General features: G+C 32.4%; 17 protein-coding genes. 6 read left to right on the top strand and 11 right to left on the bottom strand.

What is annotated here, in order from left to right:
• Positions 1–125: 125 nt before the first annotated feature.
• The 7 genes from ABD935_RS10925 to ABD935_RS10955 form a co-directional block, all read right to left on the bottom strand.
• Positions 126–881, bottom strand: coding sequence for a pseudouridine synthase (locus ABD935_RS10925; RefSeq protein WP_345192072.1), 756 nt, complete (start codon positions 879–881; stop codon positions 126–128).
• 65 nt (positions 882–946) lie between these two features.
• Positions 947–1,774 (bottom strand): alpha/beta fold hydrolase, encoded by an 828-nt coding sequence (locus ABD935_RS10930; protein WP_345192073.1) that lies wholly within the window; start codon positions 1,772–1,774, stop codon positions 947–949.
• Positions 1,775–2,146 carry a cupin domain-containing protein gene (locus ABD935_RS10935; RefSeq protein ID WP_425550218.1) on the bottom strand — a complete coding sequence of 124 codons (372 nt, stop codon included), beginning with the start codon at positions 2,144–2,146 and terminating at the stop codon, positions 1,775–1,777.
• 20 nt (positions 2,147–2,166) lie between these two features.
• Positions 2,167–3,138, bottom strand: coding sequence for a YitT family protein (locus ABD935_RS10940; RefSeq protein ID WP_345192075.1), 972 nt, complete (start codon positions 3,136–3,138; stop codon positions 2,167–2,169).
• A gap of 9 nt (positions 3,139–3,147) precedes the next feature.
• On the bottom strand, positions 3,148–3,705 hold the full coding sequence (locus tag ABD935_RS10945) for a hypothetical protein (protein WP_345192076.1): 558 nt from the start codon (positions 3,703–3,705) through the stop codon (positions 3,148–3,150).
• A gap of 108 nt (positions 3,706–3,813) precedes the next feature.
• Positions 3,814–5,355 (bottom strand): helicase HerA-like domain-containing protein, encoded by a 1,542-nt coding sequence (locus ABD935_RS10950; RefSeq protein WP_345192077.1) that lies wholly within the window; start codon positions 5,353–5,355, stop codon positions 3,814–3,816.
• Between the two features lie 68 nt (positions 5,356–5,423).
• Entirely contained in the window at positions 5,424–6,146 is a 723-nt protein-coding gene (locus ABD935_RS10955; protein ID WP_345192079.1) for a hypothetical protein, read from the bottom strand.
• A 186-nt stretch (positions 6,147–6,332) separates the two neighbouring features.
• On the opposite strand from ABD935_RS10955, the gene ABD935_RS10960 reads away from it, so the two are divergent.
• Positions 6,333–6,962, top strand: a complete 630-nt coding sequence (locus tag ABD935_RS10960; RefSeq protein ID WP_345192080.1) for a 7-carboxy-7-deazaguanine synthase QueE — start codon at positions 6,333–6,335, stop codon at positions 6,960–6,962.
• A 160-nt stretch (positions 6,963–7,122) separates the two neighbouring features.
• On the opposite strand, the gene ABD935_RS10965 is transcribed toward ABD935_RS10960, so the two are convergent.
• Positions 7,123–7,656 carry a DUF2911 domain-containing protein gene (locus tag ABD935_RS10965; RefSeq protein ID WP_345192081.1) on the bottom strand — a complete coding sequence of 178 codons (534 nt, stop codon included), beginning with the start codon at positions 7,654–7,656 and terminating at the stop codon, positions 7,123–7,125.
• 342 nt (positions 7,657–7,998) lie between these two features.
• Between ABD935_RS10965 and ABD935_RS10970 the strand changes: the two genes are divergently transcribed.
• On the top strand, positions 7,999–8,424 hold the full coding sequence (locus ABD935_RS10970) for a hypothetical protein (RefSeq protein WP_345192082.1): 426 nt from the start codon (positions 7,999–8,001) through the stop codon (positions 8,422–8,424).
• 38 nt (positions 8,425–8,462) lie between these two features.
• Complete coding sequence (locus ABD935_RS10975; protein ID WP_345192083.1) at positions 8,463–8,681, top strand: SHOCT domain-containing protein; 219 nt, start codon at positions 8,463–8,465, stop codon at positions 8,679–8,681.
• A 267-nt stretch (positions 8,682–8,948) separates the two neighbouring features.
• Here the strand turns inward: ABD935_RS10975 and ABD935_RS10980 are convergent, their stop codons facing one another.
• Positions 8,949–9,305 carry a hypothetical protein gene (locus tag ABD935_RS10980; protein ID WP_345192085.1) on the bottom strand — a complete coding sequence of 119 codons (357 nt, stop codon included), beginning with the start codon at positions 9,303–9,305 and terminating at the stop codon, positions 8,949–8,951.
• A 220-nt stretch (positions 9,306–9,525) separates the two neighbouring features.
• On the opposite strand from ABD935_RS10980, the gene ABD935_RS10985 reads away from it, so the two are divergent.
• The 3 genes from ABD935_RS10985 (at position 9,526) to secDF (ending at position 14,622) form a co-directional block, all read left to right on the top strand.
• Positions 9,526–10,617 carry an acyltransferase family protein gene (locus ABD935_RS10985; RefSeq protein WP_345192086.1) on the top strand — a complete coding sequence of 364 codons (1,092 nt, stop codon included), beginning with the start codon at positions 9,526–9,528 and terminating at the stop codon, positions 10,615–10,617.
• A 139-nt stretch (positions 10,618–10,756) separates the two neighbouring features.
• Positions 10,757–11,374, top strand: coding sequence for a hypothetical protein (locus ABD935_RS10990; RefSeq protein ID WP_345192087.1), 618 nt, complete (start codon positions 10,757–10,759; stop codon positions 11,372–11,374).
• A 254-nt stretch (positions 11,375–11,628) separates the two neighbouring features.
• The gene (secDF, locus tag ABD935_RS10995; RefSeq protein ID WP_345192088.1) at positions 11,629–14,622 is read left to right on the top strand and encodes a protein translocase subunit SecDF; all 2,994 of its coding nucleotides are present in this window, start codon (positions 11,629–11,631) and stop codon (positions 14,620–14,622) included.
• 463 nt (positions 14,623–15,085) lie between these two features.
• Here secDF and cysK read toward each other — a convergent pair whose 3' ends face one another.
• Positions 15,086–16,000 carry a cysteine synthase A gene (gene cysK, locus ABD935_RS11000; RefSeq protein ID WP_345192089.1) on the bottom strand — a complete coding sequence of 305 codons (915 nt, stop codon included), beginning with the start codon at positions 15,998–16,000 and terminating at the stop codon, positions 15,086–15,088.
• A gap of 103 nt (positions 16,001–16,103) precedes the next feature.
• Entirely contained in the window at positions 16,104–16,580 is a 477-nt protein-coding gene (locus ABD935_RS11005) for a DUF192 domain-containing protein (protein WP_345192091.1), read from the bottom strand.
• Positions 16,581–16,629: the final 49 nt, after the last annotated feature.

Here is a 16,629-nt window from a genome sequence, read left to right on the forward strand (position 1 = left end):
TGAAGAAATATGAATAATACTCCAATCCTTTTTAAAAATGAATAGTTTTTGGACTTACTTCTGAAAGTGCCTTTTCAGACAGCCTCATTTTTATTTTTGAGAGCCGTACAAAAAAGCAGGTCCGCTTAACGTTTAGGTCTTTTATTGCTCATGAAGGTTTTTGTGGAGTCTTCTAAAAGGTTATTCAATTCCTTGAACTCTTCTTTAGTCAATTCACGATATTGACCAACTGGCATATCCAACTTAACATTCATAATTCTTACCCGCTTCAGCGTTTCAACTTCATAAGTTAAGTATTCGCACATGCGTCTAATTTGTCTGTTTAAACCTTGGGTTAAAATAATACTGAAGGTATATGAGTTTATCTTTTTAACAACACATTTTTTTGTTGTTTTTCCTAACTCTTCTAAGATTATCCCGCCAGACATGCGCTTAAGAAAAGTTTGCGAAATAGGTTTGTCTACGGTAACAATATATTCTTTTTCGTGATTATTACTAGCACGAAGAATTTTGTTTACAATATCGCCATCATCTGTTAAAAGGATCAAGCCTTCGCTAGGTTTATCAAGTCTTCCAATTGGGAAAATACGTTTTGGGTAATTTAAGAAATCAATGATATTGTCTTTTTCTACGGAAGTGTCAGTAGTGCAAACAATACCAACAGGTTTATTAAAAGCAAGGTAGACAAAAGATGTTTTGGTATTCTTTATTTCTTCACCATCAACTGCAACCACATCATTAGGTGCTAATTTTGTTCCCATTTCAGGTATAACGCCGTTTATGGTTACTCTACCAGCTTCAATAAGTTTGTCTGCTTCTCTTCGTGAGCAATACCCCACTTCACTTAAAAATTTATTGATGCGCTTTAATTGTACTTCCATGGTGCAAAAATACAATAATCTTATACCAAATAAACATCAAAATAACTGAATAAATTCATTTGGTATTAAACGTTTATAAAGTCTAAAACATGTTGATAAACTTTATCTGATTTAAGACCATGACCTAGTCCTATCGTTTTTATCAGTTTAGCATCTTTATAGTGTTTCGAAATTTCTAAGGCATCTCGATAAGATATAATTCTATCTTTTTTGTCGTGAATGATGAGCCCTTTAAATGGAATGTTTTTAAATAAATTTTCTGTGGTAAAATATTCTGATAAATGGTCGTAGCGTTTTAAGTAATATTGATTCATAGCATCAAAAACCTTTTTATTGTAACTCATCATGTCAACATAGTTGTCTAAAAGTCTAATTAAACTAGATGGAGCGCCCAATAACACCAACTTATTAACCGATGGGAAGTTGTGTTTTTGTGTAGAAATAGCAGATGAAGTACCACCTATTGAATGCCCCACAATAATATTGGCTTCATATTTTTTGATGACGACATGCAAGCATTCCGAATATAATAAGGCATTGAACACTTTGCTTCCGGAATTGCCATGAGCTGGTGCATCTAGAGCGATTACGTTATAATCAAATGCTCTGAGTTGGTCAATTAAATCTTTCCATCTATAGGCGTTGCTTTCCCACCCGTGTGCTAATAAAACGGTATCCTTTTTCCCATTCCAACGATATGTTTTTAAGGTGAAATCATTATAGGTTACATCTTCTTGAATAGACGTGTTAAGGTAGTTTACTTCGTCTTCAGTACGTTTTTCCTTTTTAGGTGTTGAAAATAGTTTTACTGCTATTTTAGTAGCATAATGAATCGAAAAATGACTTATAAAGTTTATTGTAGAGCCAGCAATTTTTGGAAGATAGTTACTCATTTAATCTTCTCTGTTAACTAAATCCAAAGAGAAAGCTGGTGTGCAAATTGCAATATATTCGCATACTTCGGTAAACGGATTGGAATATTGAACTCTGGTATGTCTTTCAATTTTTATAGATTGCCCAGCTTCTAAAACAACTTGTTCTCCTTCTATAATGAATTGTTTTTTGCCTTTTATAATAAATGTAAATTCATCGAATTCTGGGGTTTGAAAAGGTTCGCTCCAACCAGCAGGAGCTATCATATGAGCAATACTTATTTCTGAATTTCCATCGGTGGTGTTTCCAAAGTGTTCTTTGATTATTTTTCCATCTGTTGTTGGAACAACAAATGGATTGTTTTGAATAATATATTTTTTTTGAGTCACAATTTTTAATTTTTATTCTAACTTTATTTCATTGGTTTTTTCTTTATCATCCCGCCTTTTAAATCTTTTACTACACCCATAATTATGAAAGCCTTTTTGTCTATTTTGTCAATTTCAGTTTGAAGTTTAGCAATTTCTAATCTAGTGATAACGGTGTAAATAATATCTTTATCATAACTTTCACCTGAAGTGCCATAACCACCTTTACCAGCATAAATAGTGCAAGCACGTCTCAGTTTTTTAGTAAGCATAAATCTTAATTCTTCATGTTTATTAGAGATAATAGTGACACCAATATATTCTTCAACACCATCAACAACAAAATCTACAGTTTTGGCGGCTGCTAAATACGTTAAGATAGCGTAAAGTGCAACTTCAATAGATAATACATAAGCACCTACTGAAAATATTACTAGATTAATAAGAAACAAAACATCACCAATTGTTAGTGATAGTTTTCTACTTAAAAAAATGGCTAAAACTTCTGTGCCATCAATAACACTTCCTCCTCTCATAGATAGTCCTATTCCAGAGCCTAAAAAGAATCCACCAAAAATGGCAATTAAAAGTTTGTCTTCGGTTATTGTTGGATAGTTAACAAAGTGAACAACGATTGCTAAAAGTGTAATGGCAACAATGCTTTTGATGGCAAATTTTTTACCAATAGTTCTTGAAGCTAGAATTACAAAAGGAAGGTTTATAATAATTAATAACCAGCCTAGGTTCAAACTTGTAGTATGTTCTAACAATAAAGAAATACCTGTAGCTCCACCATCAATAAAATGATTTGGTAATAAAAATCCTTTTAAGCCAAATCCTGCTGAAAACACACCAATAATTATATAAATATATTCTTTTATAGCATGAGAAACTTCTACTTCATACGTGCGTACTAAAGGCTCTATTTGTTTTTTTGTTACAGGCGTATTGACTTGTTTTTTCTCAAGTTTTTTGCGGGCAACATCTATTAATATTTTTGATATGAATGGGTTCATTTAGTTTTTTTAATGGTTCCAATTGATAAAAAAGTATTTCACTTTGGCATTATCCGGAATATGAGTGGGTTCAAACTTTAAATCCATATCAAACCTTAAGTTTGCAGGAAGTTCTTTTTTGTCAATAGTAAAACTAGCATTTATATCATCTACAGCAATGACGATAGAATTGATTATGTTGCTTATTCTAGATATTTTGTGTTGGTCTTTTATGTCTTTAAAAGTGCTTATAGTTGAAATGTTTTTTTCTGTTTTATATCGGGCATCAAGAAGCCTGACACTCCCTATTGTAGATGTTGAATCTAAGGCCTGTTTTGGTGTTAAGGTTAGTAGTTTTTTGCCGCCCTTTTCAAAAATTTCTATATTATTAATATTGCCAGTAAACTCATCACCACTAATAAATTTAACGATAGAATCGTTTGTGTATATATTTTTTAAATCTTTAACTTGAGTTGAATCTGTTAATAAACCTATATGTTGGTTGCCAATTTCAAAAGGATTTTTGGTTTTGTTGCAACTAGTAAAAAGAAAAGTAATAATAATGAGGCTGAAAAATGATTTATACATAAATTAAATAGGTTTTATTTTTTTGATTTTTTTCTATTGATTGTAAAGAAAGTGGTTTCTTTAGAATAATGGTTGTGATTCATGAATTAATAAATGTCGATTAGCGACCTATCTTTTCATCACTTTGGTTAAAATGCCAAAAACGCTTCTTATAAATGTGGCACTGGTTAATACTTTAACAATTGGATTCATTCTAGTGCTTTTTGCTCTAGAACGCGTTGCTCGTTTTTTAGATTCCGCTTTTTCAAGTGCTTCTTGTTCTTTTCGTGCTTTTTCTTTGGCTTCATCAGCCTCAGCTTGTTTTATTTTTTCATTAAGCATTTCATAAGCACTTTCTCTATCAATGGTTTCATTGTATTTTTTTACCATTTTAGATTTTGAAAGAAGTGTGCTTAATTCAACCTCAGTTAACACATCCATTCTACTCATAGGTGCGCGCATCATGGTAGCGGCCAATGGAGTAGGGCGCCCTTTTTCATCCAATGCAGATACTAGAGCTTCTCCAATTCCTAAAGATGTTAATACGTCTGCAGTATCATAATACTCAGAATCCGGATAGTTTTGAGCCGTTAATTTAATAGCTTTTCTATCTTTTGCTGTAAATGCTCTTAAGGCATGCTGAATTTTTAAACCGAGTTGCCCTAAAATAGCTTCTGGAACATCGGTTGGGTTTTGGGTTACAAAATATAAACCAACACCTTTACTTCGTATCAATTTTACAATACTTTCAATTTGGTTTAAAAGCGCTTTTGAAGCTTCGTTGAAAATTAAATGCGCTTCATCAATAAACATGATGAGCTCTGGCCTGTCGCTATCACCTTGTTCAGGGAATGTGGAATAGATTTCAGCTAATAAGCTTAACATAAATGTTGAAAATAATTTTGGTCTATCTTGAATGTCTGTTAATCTCAGAATATTTATATAACCACGACCGTCATCATCTACGCGCAATAAATCATCAACATCAAAAGAGGTTTCTCCAAAAAACAATTCAGCGTCTTGTTGTTCTAACTCTATAACCTTTCTTAAAATAGCACCTGTTGACGCCGTTGAAATTCTACCATAAGCTTCGGTAAATTCTTGTTTGCCTTCATTTGTTGCATATTGTAATATTTTTTTAAAATCTTTTAAATCTAGAATTGGCATTTTGTTATCATCGCAATACTGAAATATGACGGCAACAACACCAGATTGTGTTTCAGATAGATCTAAAATCCTCGATAATAATACAGGGCCAAATTCGCTAACCGTAGCGCGTAATCTTACACCATCTTGTTCAGAAAGTGTTAATATTTCAACAGGAAAGGATTTTGCTTCAAACGGAAGTCCTATTTTTTCGTGGCGTTCATCAATTTTTGGATGTCCAGGACTTGGTTGTGCCAGACCACTTAAATCGCCTTTTATATCCATTAATAAAACCGGAATGCCTTTATCGCTTAAATTTTCAGCTAAAACTTGTAAGGATTTTGTTTTTCCTGTTCCCGTAGCACCAGCAATTAAACCATGGCGATTCATGGTTTTTAAAGGGATTTTTACGTGAGCGCCTGTAACGGTTTCTTCATCTAACATGGCAGCGCCAATGGGTATAAAATCGCCTTTAGTTGTATTGCCTTCGGTTATGTATTTAAAAAACGTCTCTTTAGTGCTCATCTATGCTAGAATTTTGCATAAAAATACAGGAAAAATGAAGAAAAAAAAAATGGTGCTTTAGTGGATAATTATTTTATTCTTTCAATATAAATATTAGAAGTACCAATGCTTCTAAAAACAGCAGGTGCAGAATTTCCGCCTCTTTTGGTTTGTACACTAATGGTTTGTCCTGCCGTTATATTGAAAACCTCAGTAACGTGCAGAGAGGCTTCTACATGACCATTGGAATGTCGTACATAGCCGGTGTTTCCGATAGCGCCTGTTGGTGTGCCGTTTATGGCTATTTGCGCTTCTACAGAAACACGTAGATCAGAATTATTGGCAATGGTAGGTACTATATAAGCAATGTTAGCAGTGATTTTATATCTGCCTGTAGTATTTATAGTCATGGTATTGCCTAATAGGTTGTATAAAGTGGTATCGTCGTTCCAATCTAGAGATCCAAAAATAGGAATGTTGGTATAGGCTGCTGAGTTAATATTGGTGGCTGTATTGGTATTGCTATATTTTACAGAGCTACCATGTGAGATCTTACTCCAATCGGGAGTTGCTGGAACACTACAGTTAAACTGAAATTCATTCAAGTCAGAGTTATATACCATTAAACCAGTTGCAGGACTAACCATATTACTAATTTGTAAAGTCGTTAATCTGGGTATTAAAATACCTTGGCTATCTGATTTAATTTCCAATATGGATGAAGGGTCTGGATTAGTTGTACCAATTCCAACTTGTGAAAAAATATAGCCGTGACTAAGAGCCATAGCTATAAGCAATATTTTTTTTAACATCTTGAGAGAAATTTGAAAAAACAATTTACATTTATCGGTCAAATGTACTAAAAATAAGTTGAAGTGCAAATTATGGCGCTGAAATGTTTGAAAATGTGAAAAATCAAATTATTTATACGCAGCATTTTTGTTTTATTTAGTTAAGTCTCTTTAAATAGATGTACATTTGTTTCCTAATTTTTTTAGATGAATCAAGAGGTTTTAGCATTGGTTGAAAAAGGTGAAATGTTACCTTTAATGGAAGAGTTTTATACGATTCAAGGTGAAGGCTTCCATAAAGGGACTGCAGCGTATTTTGTGCGCATTGGTGGTTGCGATGTGGGGTGCCATTGGTGCGATGTTAAGGAAAGTTGGAATGCCAAATTACACCCACCAACAGAAATCTCAAAAATTGTAGAAAACGCTAAAAAATATAGCGATACCATTGTGGTAACAGGAGGAGAACCGCTAACTTGGGATATGACTGCGTTAACGTCTCAACTAAAAGCTGTAGGTCTTCAAGTGCATATTGAAACCTCAGGAGCATATAAACTTACAGGGGTTTGGGATTGGATTTGTTTATCTCCAAAAAAAATGAAATTGCCTACCCAAGAAGTTTATGATAAAGCCGATGAACTTAAAATGATTATCTACAATAGAGATGACTTCCGCTTTGCGGAAGAACAAGCAGCTAAAGTTAATAAAAACTGTATTTTGTATTTGCAACCAGAATGGAGTAAACGCGATAAAGTAGTTCCTGAAATTGTGGATTACGTCATGGCTAATCCAAAATGGAAAGTGTCTTTACAAACGCATAAGTATTTAAATATTCCTTAAAATAGAGGTTGTCTGAAAAGTTGTCCCGGTTGTCATTTTGAGCGCAGTAGAAAAAAATATAATCTTGATTTTCAATGCATTTCGACTGCGCTCAATGTGACAGTTAACTCTGAAATTGACTTTTCAGACAGCCTCTTTAGTTTTAAAAAGTAAGTAGGAACTATTCTGTAAAAGGAACAGCAACTCGAACAGTTCCCCAGCCTATGTGCATGGTGCCATCTTCAGAAAAAGCAATGGAAAAGGCTTCTAATAAATCCCCGGTGCTTACAGGAGCCGTAACTCTAACAATATCGTTAGTTTCTTTATAAGAATAGGCGCCCCAAACATTAATATCTTTATTAAAAATAATAGTCCATTCTTTTTCACCTGGAATAGTAAAAAGCGAGTATTCTCCAGCACTAACAGCTTTCCCAGAAATTTTCAGATTCTTATATAAAGTAATATTAGCCGCTTCGTTTGCCCCAGTTCTCCATACTTTTCCGTTCGGTGCAAGCTTAGATAGCGCTCTTCCTTTAAGCTGAGGTCTACTATAAACTATTTTTATCAGTTTGTTAGATTCCTTGTAGCTGGCAGGAAATGCAGCAGCATCCATAGGGCTTTTATCTAATTTGCTAAATTTTTGAGCGTTTACATTTGTAGTTAATAGCATAATAAATGCAAAAGCCATACTTGTAAATAAAGTTGTTTTTTTCATGATGAAATTTTTAATTGTTAGAATTTTTAAAGTTAAAACATAATGGTCTTAAAGTTTTTATAAAAGTCAAAAGCGAATGTTAAAGTTTACATTTTATGGTAAATATTTATCTAAATAAAATTCGTGAATATCTCGTAAATTGGTTAAGTTTTATTTGTTGTAATCGGCTTGTAGATAGGATTTTATTATGTTCAGTAAATCGGCCTATATTGATAAGTGTCATTTTTTAAATTAAATAAATAATTTATATTTCGCTTAAATGTCAAACACTATAAATTTACATTTTTGAAAGTAAGCAAATTAAAACAAGCAAAGATTAATGAAACTTTAAAAATGAGTATTATGAAAACACTAATAATGATTATTTCAGTTTTAGGATTTATAATTTTAAGTAATTGTACCCAGAAAATAGACGTCAATAAATTGCTTGATAATTCTGAAATAAGAAGTGATATTTTTGAAGCCATTGCGAACGACCATGACCAAATGACGTTATTTATGGAATCAATACAAAGTAATAAACATGCCATGCAAATGATGCAAGGTCATTATATGATGAAGGGAAATATGATGAAAGATAGTATGATGATGCACAATATGATGGGCAACATGATGAAGAACGAAAAAATGATGGAAAAAATGATTCAAATGATGAACAATGAAGGAATGATGAGCAATGAATGTATGCAAGCTATGAGTAAAACAATGAATGATAAGGGTATGCATATTAGTGGGATGGAAATGAACCAAGATGAAGATAATAAGTAATTATAAAGATAGTTAACAACTTAAAGATTAGTTTGATTATGCATCACTGTAATGGACATTTTTTTGGAATGCATTTTCTATGGTGGATTGTAGGATTATTTGTGTTGATTGGAATTTTCTGGTTTCTTTTTAAAACATCTTTTCGAGAACCAACCAAAGATAACGCTTTACAGATCCTTAAAAAACGATTTGCTAATGGTGAAATCTCGAAAGAAGAATATGAAGAGTCAAAGAAAACTTTAGAAGCGGATCTTTAATTATTTAAAAATCAAATAAGCCCTCTGTTGTATTTCTGAGTCGACTCTTTTTGTAGCTTGTTTACAACGGCTTGGTCTATACTTTCGTTGTGGAAAAATATGATAGATTTTTATACTATAACACTTTTCTTATAAAAAAACAAGGATTTTTCTGGTATAAAAACCTACAACAATACAATATAGTCATCGTTGTACTTTAATATAAATAAATTATTGGTCCTTCTTTAATGGTTTTTAAGATGCTTGCATTCAGTTTTTTAACGTTATTTAATTCATTGGTGGCTTCTTGCATCCTAGTATAGCGATTTGAAATATAATCCTCAAACAAAGGTCTAAAGCTAATCCTTTATAGTTTGAATTAAATTTACTTTCACCTAATTCTTTTCTAACGGTGCTTCTGAAATTTACATTTCGAATATATTTTTCAATTACAGGCTGTGATATCATACGTGTATTATATGCTATTTCTTCATTTTCCTTGGCATCAGCAACAACGTCATCCCAGCTAAAAAGCATATAAATTAATATTTTATTTTCAATAAAATTGATTTCTCCTGAAGAAATACCAGACCGCAAAGTTCCATTTTGTGGATCAAAAGTCCAGACCCAGCTGGTTTCTTGCATTAAAAAACCCCTATAAGTCATAGCATTAAGCAAAATGTTTAGGCAATCCAAATAATGAACTTAAATGTGTAACAGTGGTTTTGATTTTAGGAATTTTTTATACTAGAAAACAATAATTTAAACTTTTTTGCTTATAATCTATGTTATTGGTAACATAATCTGATAAATTGTTTTGATGATTATGACATGGTATATATTTATAAAATAAAGATACCTACTTATGTTTTTAAATTCAATTAATCATTTTAGAGCAATAGCTATTGTAATAATAGTAGCTGGCCATCTTTATGGTGTGTCCGACATTAAATTTGATAGTTTTTCGCAAAATGTATTTGGAAACCTGATTACCGGAGGAACTATTAATTTTGTTTTTATTTCTGGATTTTTATTCCATTCTGTTTTTTATGATCGTTTTAAATACAGTAAATTTCTTAAAAGTAAAATGAAGAGGGTTCTGGTGCCTTATTTTTTTCTATCAGTAATACCAATATTAATTAGTTTATATACCGTTCCTGATTATTGGAATAGAATAAAATCAGATGATGTTATTTTTGGAATGTATTTTATATCTTCTTTAAAGTTTCTAATAAGTGGCTCTCATTTAATTGCATATTGGTATATTCCATTTATAATCTTAGTCTTTTTAATGTCTCCTTTACACATTAAATTTATTCAATTAAAATTTACAAATCAAATTTTAATTTTGATTCTTTTAGGATTAGTATCACTTTTCATACATAGGCCTTTCGAGAGAATTGAAGTATTCCAAGCTATTCACTCATTAGTTTATTTCACGCCAATATATCTTTTCGGAATTATTTGTTCCATGCATAAAGACAAAATTTATAAAGCAGCAAAAAATAAAGAGTTAGTTTTACTATTGGCAGCAGTTTTGTTAGCGGTTATACAAGCGTATCTTGGACAAAATGGTAATTATATGCAGCCTTTAAACAATATTAGTGGTATTGTTGATCTTGTGCTTATTCAAAAAACGATTATGTGTTTGTTTTTTATGGTGTGGCTAAACAGATTTGAAAATATTACTAACCCTTATGTCAACACTGTCGCTAAGTTTAGTTTTCCAATCTTCTTTTTACATCCTTATTTTTTAAGTTTTTCATTTAGGGTTAAAAGCCACTTTAATATTAATTTCGATTATCCATGGTTAATGCTTATTGGGTTTACTATGTTTTTTGGGATAGGAAGTATTCTAGTTGCTAAATTGATTGGGGAAATTCTTCCAAAATATTCTGTAATGTTGATTGGTTATGGTAAGAAGAAAAAAAAATACAAAATTTTAAAAAAAACTTAGTGGAACAGAACCTAGCGGTTTCTAAGGCATAGAGAATACTTTCTAGGAATTAATAGATGAATTTCATTTTTAAAATCATTAAGCTTAAATTTATATAAAGACTGTAGCAATACGGTCTTTATTTTTTTATATTTGGCGTATGATTGCAAGATGGTGCATTAGTGTTTTAATTTTTAGCCTTACCTTATTTGGTGTTGTGTCTCAGCATCAGGTTTCGGTGCCTAATCAAGAAATTGTATTGCAGTTTGAAGATGTTGACTTAACATCAGAGGATGCTGAACATACAGTTGCCATTGTAAAGAAACAATTGCATGATTTAGGCGCTAAAAATATTAAGGTTTTATCACAAGAAAAAGGCAAACTAAAAATAACGTATTATAGTGACGCTGGTATTGCAAGCATCAAAAAAACGTTTTCAAAAGAAAATAGTTTAACACTTCATATTACTTCTCAAACTCAAGATAAAGAGTCATCGAAATTTCCTAGAGATGAAAATAGTATCAGCTATAACCTTGATGTTTACGAAATACAAAAAGGGCAAAACTCTGGTTGGGATTTAGATGGTACATTTACCTTAGAATTTGAGCCAAAAAGTAATCGGTTTTTAGACCCCAATTATCTGTCTATAGATAATGTTGGTTATGAATATGAAGATAACTTAATAAAAGTTGCTTATAAAAATCGTAAACACATTACGATTCAATTAAGTGAACCATTACACAATAAACCCGAAGTTAGAGCAGGACCCATTTGCTAAAAGGGTTAAATAACTTGTTTCTGAGGGATATATGATGACTTCAAAAAAAACACGAATATTTTAAAACGCCCCAAACACATTTACAAAATAAATCTAAAGAAATAGGGGTGTTGTTCTGAATTTATTTCAGAATCTCAAAAATCACTTTCAGACAGATTTATAAAAATCATACTCAATAAATAAAAAATTGTCAAATCATACAGTAAATTCTATATTTGCTCGTTTTAAAAATTTGACCACTAAAAAATACAACAATGCAAAACAAAGGATTAGTAAAACTATTTGCCATTTTATTTGGACTGGTAAGTATTTACCAATTGTCTTTCACTTTTAAATCAAATCAAATTGAAAAAGAAGCTGAAGAAATAGCAATTAATAAAATTCCAGAAACGGAAGCCAATTATCGTGCACTCCGTAGTCAAGAAGAAGCCAACTATCTTCAAGAAAAATCTACCGATACCGTTTATAATATTGGTATTGCAAAATTCACTTATAACGAAGTGAAGCAAAAAGCCATGAACCTAGGTCTTGACTTAAAAGGTGGTATTAACGTTATTCTTCAAGTATCTGTAAAAGACATATTAAAAGGATTGGCAAACAATACAACCGACCCAGTATTTAATAAAGCATTAGATGATGCTACCGAGCTTCAAAAAAATAGCCAGAACACCTATCTAGAAGATTTCTTTATTGCTTTTGATGCGATTAAAGGTGATGTGAAATTAGCATCTCCAGATATATTTTATACCAAAGCACTAGATGGTGAGATTGATGGAAGTATGTCTGACGAAGACGTAAAAACAGTTATAGAAACCAAGATTGATGAATCTATTGTTTCTGCTTTTGAAGTATTACGTAAACGTATTGATGAGTTTGGGGTAACATCTCCAAACATCCAACGTTTAGGAACATCTGGACGTATTTTAGTAGAGTTGCCAGGTGTTAAAGATGTAGAACGTGCTACAGGATTATTACAAAGTACTGCTCAATTAGAGTTTTGGGATGCCTATAAAGGGGAACAGTTCTTCCCGTTTTTGTCCCAAGCCAATACCGTTTTGAAAGATATTGTTGATGCTAAAATAGCTTCTGAAGAAGAGCCTCAAGATGAAGAAGATGCTCAGGATTCTCAAATTGATGCCTTATTAGGTGATGCAGAAACAGATTCTACAGCAGTTGCAACAGTAAATCCTATCTTCGATTTGTTAAGAGGGCAAGGGTACCCTGGTGGTCCGATTATTGGAAAGTTTGAAATTAAAGATAAAGAAACGGTTCTTGAATATTTAAGCAAACCAGAGGTTAGAGCTTTGCTTTCTCCAGAACAACGCTATGCAAAGTTTGTTTTTGGAAAACCAGAAAAAGATAGTGAATTAGTAGATTTATATGCCTTAGTTGGCAATAGAGAAAACGTGCCGCAATTAAGCGGTGCGGTAGTAACCGATGCTCGTAACCAATTTGGACCAACAGGAAAGTCTGAAGTATCTATGCAAATGAATGCAAAAGGTGCTAAGATTTGGGAAGAAATGACGGGTAAAGCGTATTCTCAAGGGAGTCAAATTGCTATTGTTTTAGATAACGTAGTATATTCTGCGCCTGGTGTTACTACAGGACCTATAGCAGGAGGAAGTTCTTCTATTTCTGGAAACTTTACTTTAAACGAGGCAATCGATTTAGCAAACGTATTACGTGCTGGTAAATTACCGGCTTCAGCAGATATCATATCTAGCGAAGTTGTTGGGCCCTCATTAGGAAAAGAGGCTATTGAAAGTGGTACCATGTCGTTTTTAATTGCTTTAGCTTTAGTCTTGTTATGGATGATTTTTTACTATGGAAAAGTTGGTGGTTTTGCCGATATTGCCATGTTATTAAACCTGTTGTTAATATTTGGTATTTTATCGGGACTAGGCGCTGTGTTAACCTTGCCTGGTATTGCAGGTATTGTATTAACCATTGGTATGTCTGTGGATGCAAACGTACTTATTTTTGAGCGTATTCGAGAAGAATTAGCTAAGGGTAAAGGTCAAAAAGAGGCTATACAAGATGGATTTAGTAATGCCTTATCATCTATTTTAGATGCGAATATTACAACAGGATTAACCGCATTAATTCTATTCATATTTGGTACAGGGCCAATTAAAGGATTTGCAACGACCTTATTAATAGGTATTGCTACATCTTTATTCACTGCAATTTTTATTACTAGATTATTAGTCGATTGGTACTCTAACAGAGGTGGTAAATTAGACTTCTCTACAGCAATTACTAAAAATTTATTTAGAAATATAAACATCGAATTTTTAAAGAAACGTAAAGTGGCTTATATGATTTCTGGTGCTTTTATTCTTTTAAGTTTAGGGTCGCTGTTTACAAACAGTTTAGATCAAGGTGTCGATTTTGTTGGAGGTAGAACCTATCAAGTGCGTTTTGCTCAAGATATAAGTGCTTCAGAAATTACAGATGTATTATCCAAACCAGAAATTTTTGGTAGTGCAGATGCAAAAACCTTTGGTGATGCCAATCAGTTAAAAATTACCACTAAATACAAAGTCAATGAAACAGGTGCTGAGGTAGATGAAGAAATCAGAAAGGCCTTATATGATGGACTTGTACCTTATTTAGAAGGTGTGTCTTATGAGAAATTCTTAGATTTAAACGATGAAAATAAGCAAGTTGGTTTATTAGAATCGTATAAAGTATCTCCAACCATTGCAGATGATATTAAGCAAGCATCAGTTTGGGCGGTATTAGGATCATTAATTGTTGTATTTCTATATATCTTAATTCGTTTTAAAAAGTGGCAGTACTCATTAGGAGCAGTTGCAGCGGTATTCCATGATGTATTAATTGTATTAGGCGTATTCTCTTTAACGTACAGATTTATGCCATTTAACATGGAAATAAACCAAGCGTTCATTGCAGCAATACTAACAGTAATTGGTTATTCATTAAATGATACGGTGGTTGTATTTGATAGAATTCGTGAGTTCTTTAACGAGCACACAGGTTGGAAATTCGACCGTGTCGTAAACTCATCATTAAGCAGTACATTAAGTAGAACCTTAAATACCTCATTAACAACATTAGTTGTGTTATTAGCCATCTTTATTTTTGGTGGCGATTCTATCAGAGGCTTTATGTTTGCCTTAATAGTAGGTGTTATTGTAGGTACGTATTCATCATTATTTATTGCAACACCAATAATGTATGATACTGTAAGTAAATTAGAAGATAAAAAGAAGAAAAAAGACTAACTCAAAATTTTTTCTTTGCAAGAAGCCTATTAACTTATGTTAGTAGGCTTTTTTGTGTTTATTAAAATGTTAGTTGGGCGTTACCACAAGGGTCGGGCTATCACTACTCGCTCCCTCCTTTGGTCGGGGGGCTCAAACAGACCGTTCTATCCCTAACGCAGCTATCTGCTAGTTTTAGTGTTTTTGTCAATGCAGGTGATGTATTTACTATGCACTTCTTTAACACTAAAAAAGAAATAATTTTGAAGCTTCGTTTAACAGTTTGTATATAAAATCATAGCACCTTGATAGGGTGCTATGATTTTATATACTTCATAAGTTTGTCTTTTGTTATTTTTACAATAAGCGGAAATTGAAAATGATAAGTAGCTGCTTTTCTTATTCGATTTCAGCGTTTACTTGGGCAACTCGTTTTTCTATTTCATTCAAAATGATGTTCGCTATTTTACACAGAAAATCAATATTACTTTATAAAAAGCTCCTCAATAGAAAGGTAGCGTTCACCAGTATCGTAATTCATAGTTAGTATTGTTTCTTTGCCATTTAAAGTTTGCAATTGTTTTCTAACAGCAGCTAAGGAAGCTCCTGTAGAAATACCAACTAAAATGCCTTCAGTCGTTGCTATATTTTTAACTTCTGCAAAAGCTTCTTCTTTAGTTATTCTAATGGCACCGTCAATTATTTTAATATTGAATACTTCAGGAACAAAACCAGGTCCAATGCCTTGTAAGGGGTGTGGTCCAGGTTCGCCCCCAGAAATTATGGCAGAATCATCTGGTTCTACTGCAAACACTTTTAAATCAGGGAGTTTTTCTTTTAAAACTTCAGACATACCGGTAATGTGTCCGCCAGTACCAACACCAGTAATTAAATAATCTAAGCCTTCAGGAAAGTCTTTAATAATTTCTAAAGCAGTCGTTTTACGGTGTATTTCTGGGTTTGCTTGGTTTGTAAATTGAGAAGGCATCCATGCATTTTTATTATTAGCAACCATTTCATTTGCTTTTGCTATAGTTCCTCCTAAGCCTAGCTCTTTTGGAGTTAGTACAAGATTAGCGCCATAAGCCGCCATAAGTGCTCGTCGTTCAACAGACATGGACTCTGGCATTACCAGTGTAAGCTTGTAGTTTTTTACAGCAGCAACCATTGCTAAACCAATACCAGTATTTCCAGAAGTAGGCTCAATAATTTCTGTGTCTTGAGTTAAAATATTTCTTTTTTCAGCATCCTCAATCATTGAGAGTGCAATTCTGTCTTTAATGCTTCCTCCAGGATTAGCTTTTTCAAGCTTCATCCAAACATTTGCATTCGGAAATAATTTAGACAATCGTACAACAGGTGTGTTTCCAATGCTTTCTAAAATGTTATTGATTTTCATATTTAATATATTAATGATTTAGTTCTGAATACGTTTTATCATTTAAATGCCAGTATTTTTTTTAATTGTTTTGTTCTTTGAAAGATATGAAAAAGTATAGTATTTAATAACTAATATGGTCACCAACAGCAACACCCCAAGTATCAGCCAAACCTGCATTAACTTCTAAAACATATTTAGCAGGAGCGTTTGATGGTAATGAGGATTCATCAAAAGGTTGAGCATGCTTCTGAAAACTGACAATCTTTTTATTGTTATCAATAAAAATTAAGTCTAACGGAATTTTTGTGTTTTTCATGTAGAAGAAACGTTCTTTAACATCATCAAAAACAAAGAGCATGCCTTGGTTTGTTTTCATGGCGTTTCTATACATTAAACCTGTTTGGATGTCAAAATCGGTATCAGCAATTTCTATATCTAATTTTATTTGAGTAGAATCAGCGGATTTAAAAATAGTAAGCTCGCCTTCTTTTTTAAAACTAACTTCAGTCTGCTTTATAACTTTTTTGTCCTCTTTACATGCGCAAAGACTCAAAAAGATACTTAGCAATAAGAATAAAGTATAGCGTTTTAAAAGCATATTGTGCTAATTATATTTTTGAATTAGTTCTGAATTATTTGGTGTAATT

The organism is Algibacter agarivorans (assembly GCF_039543245.1).
Lineage (GTDB): Bacteria > Bacteroidota > Bacteroidia > Flavobacteriales > Flavobacteriaceae > Algibacter_G > Algibacter_G agarivorans.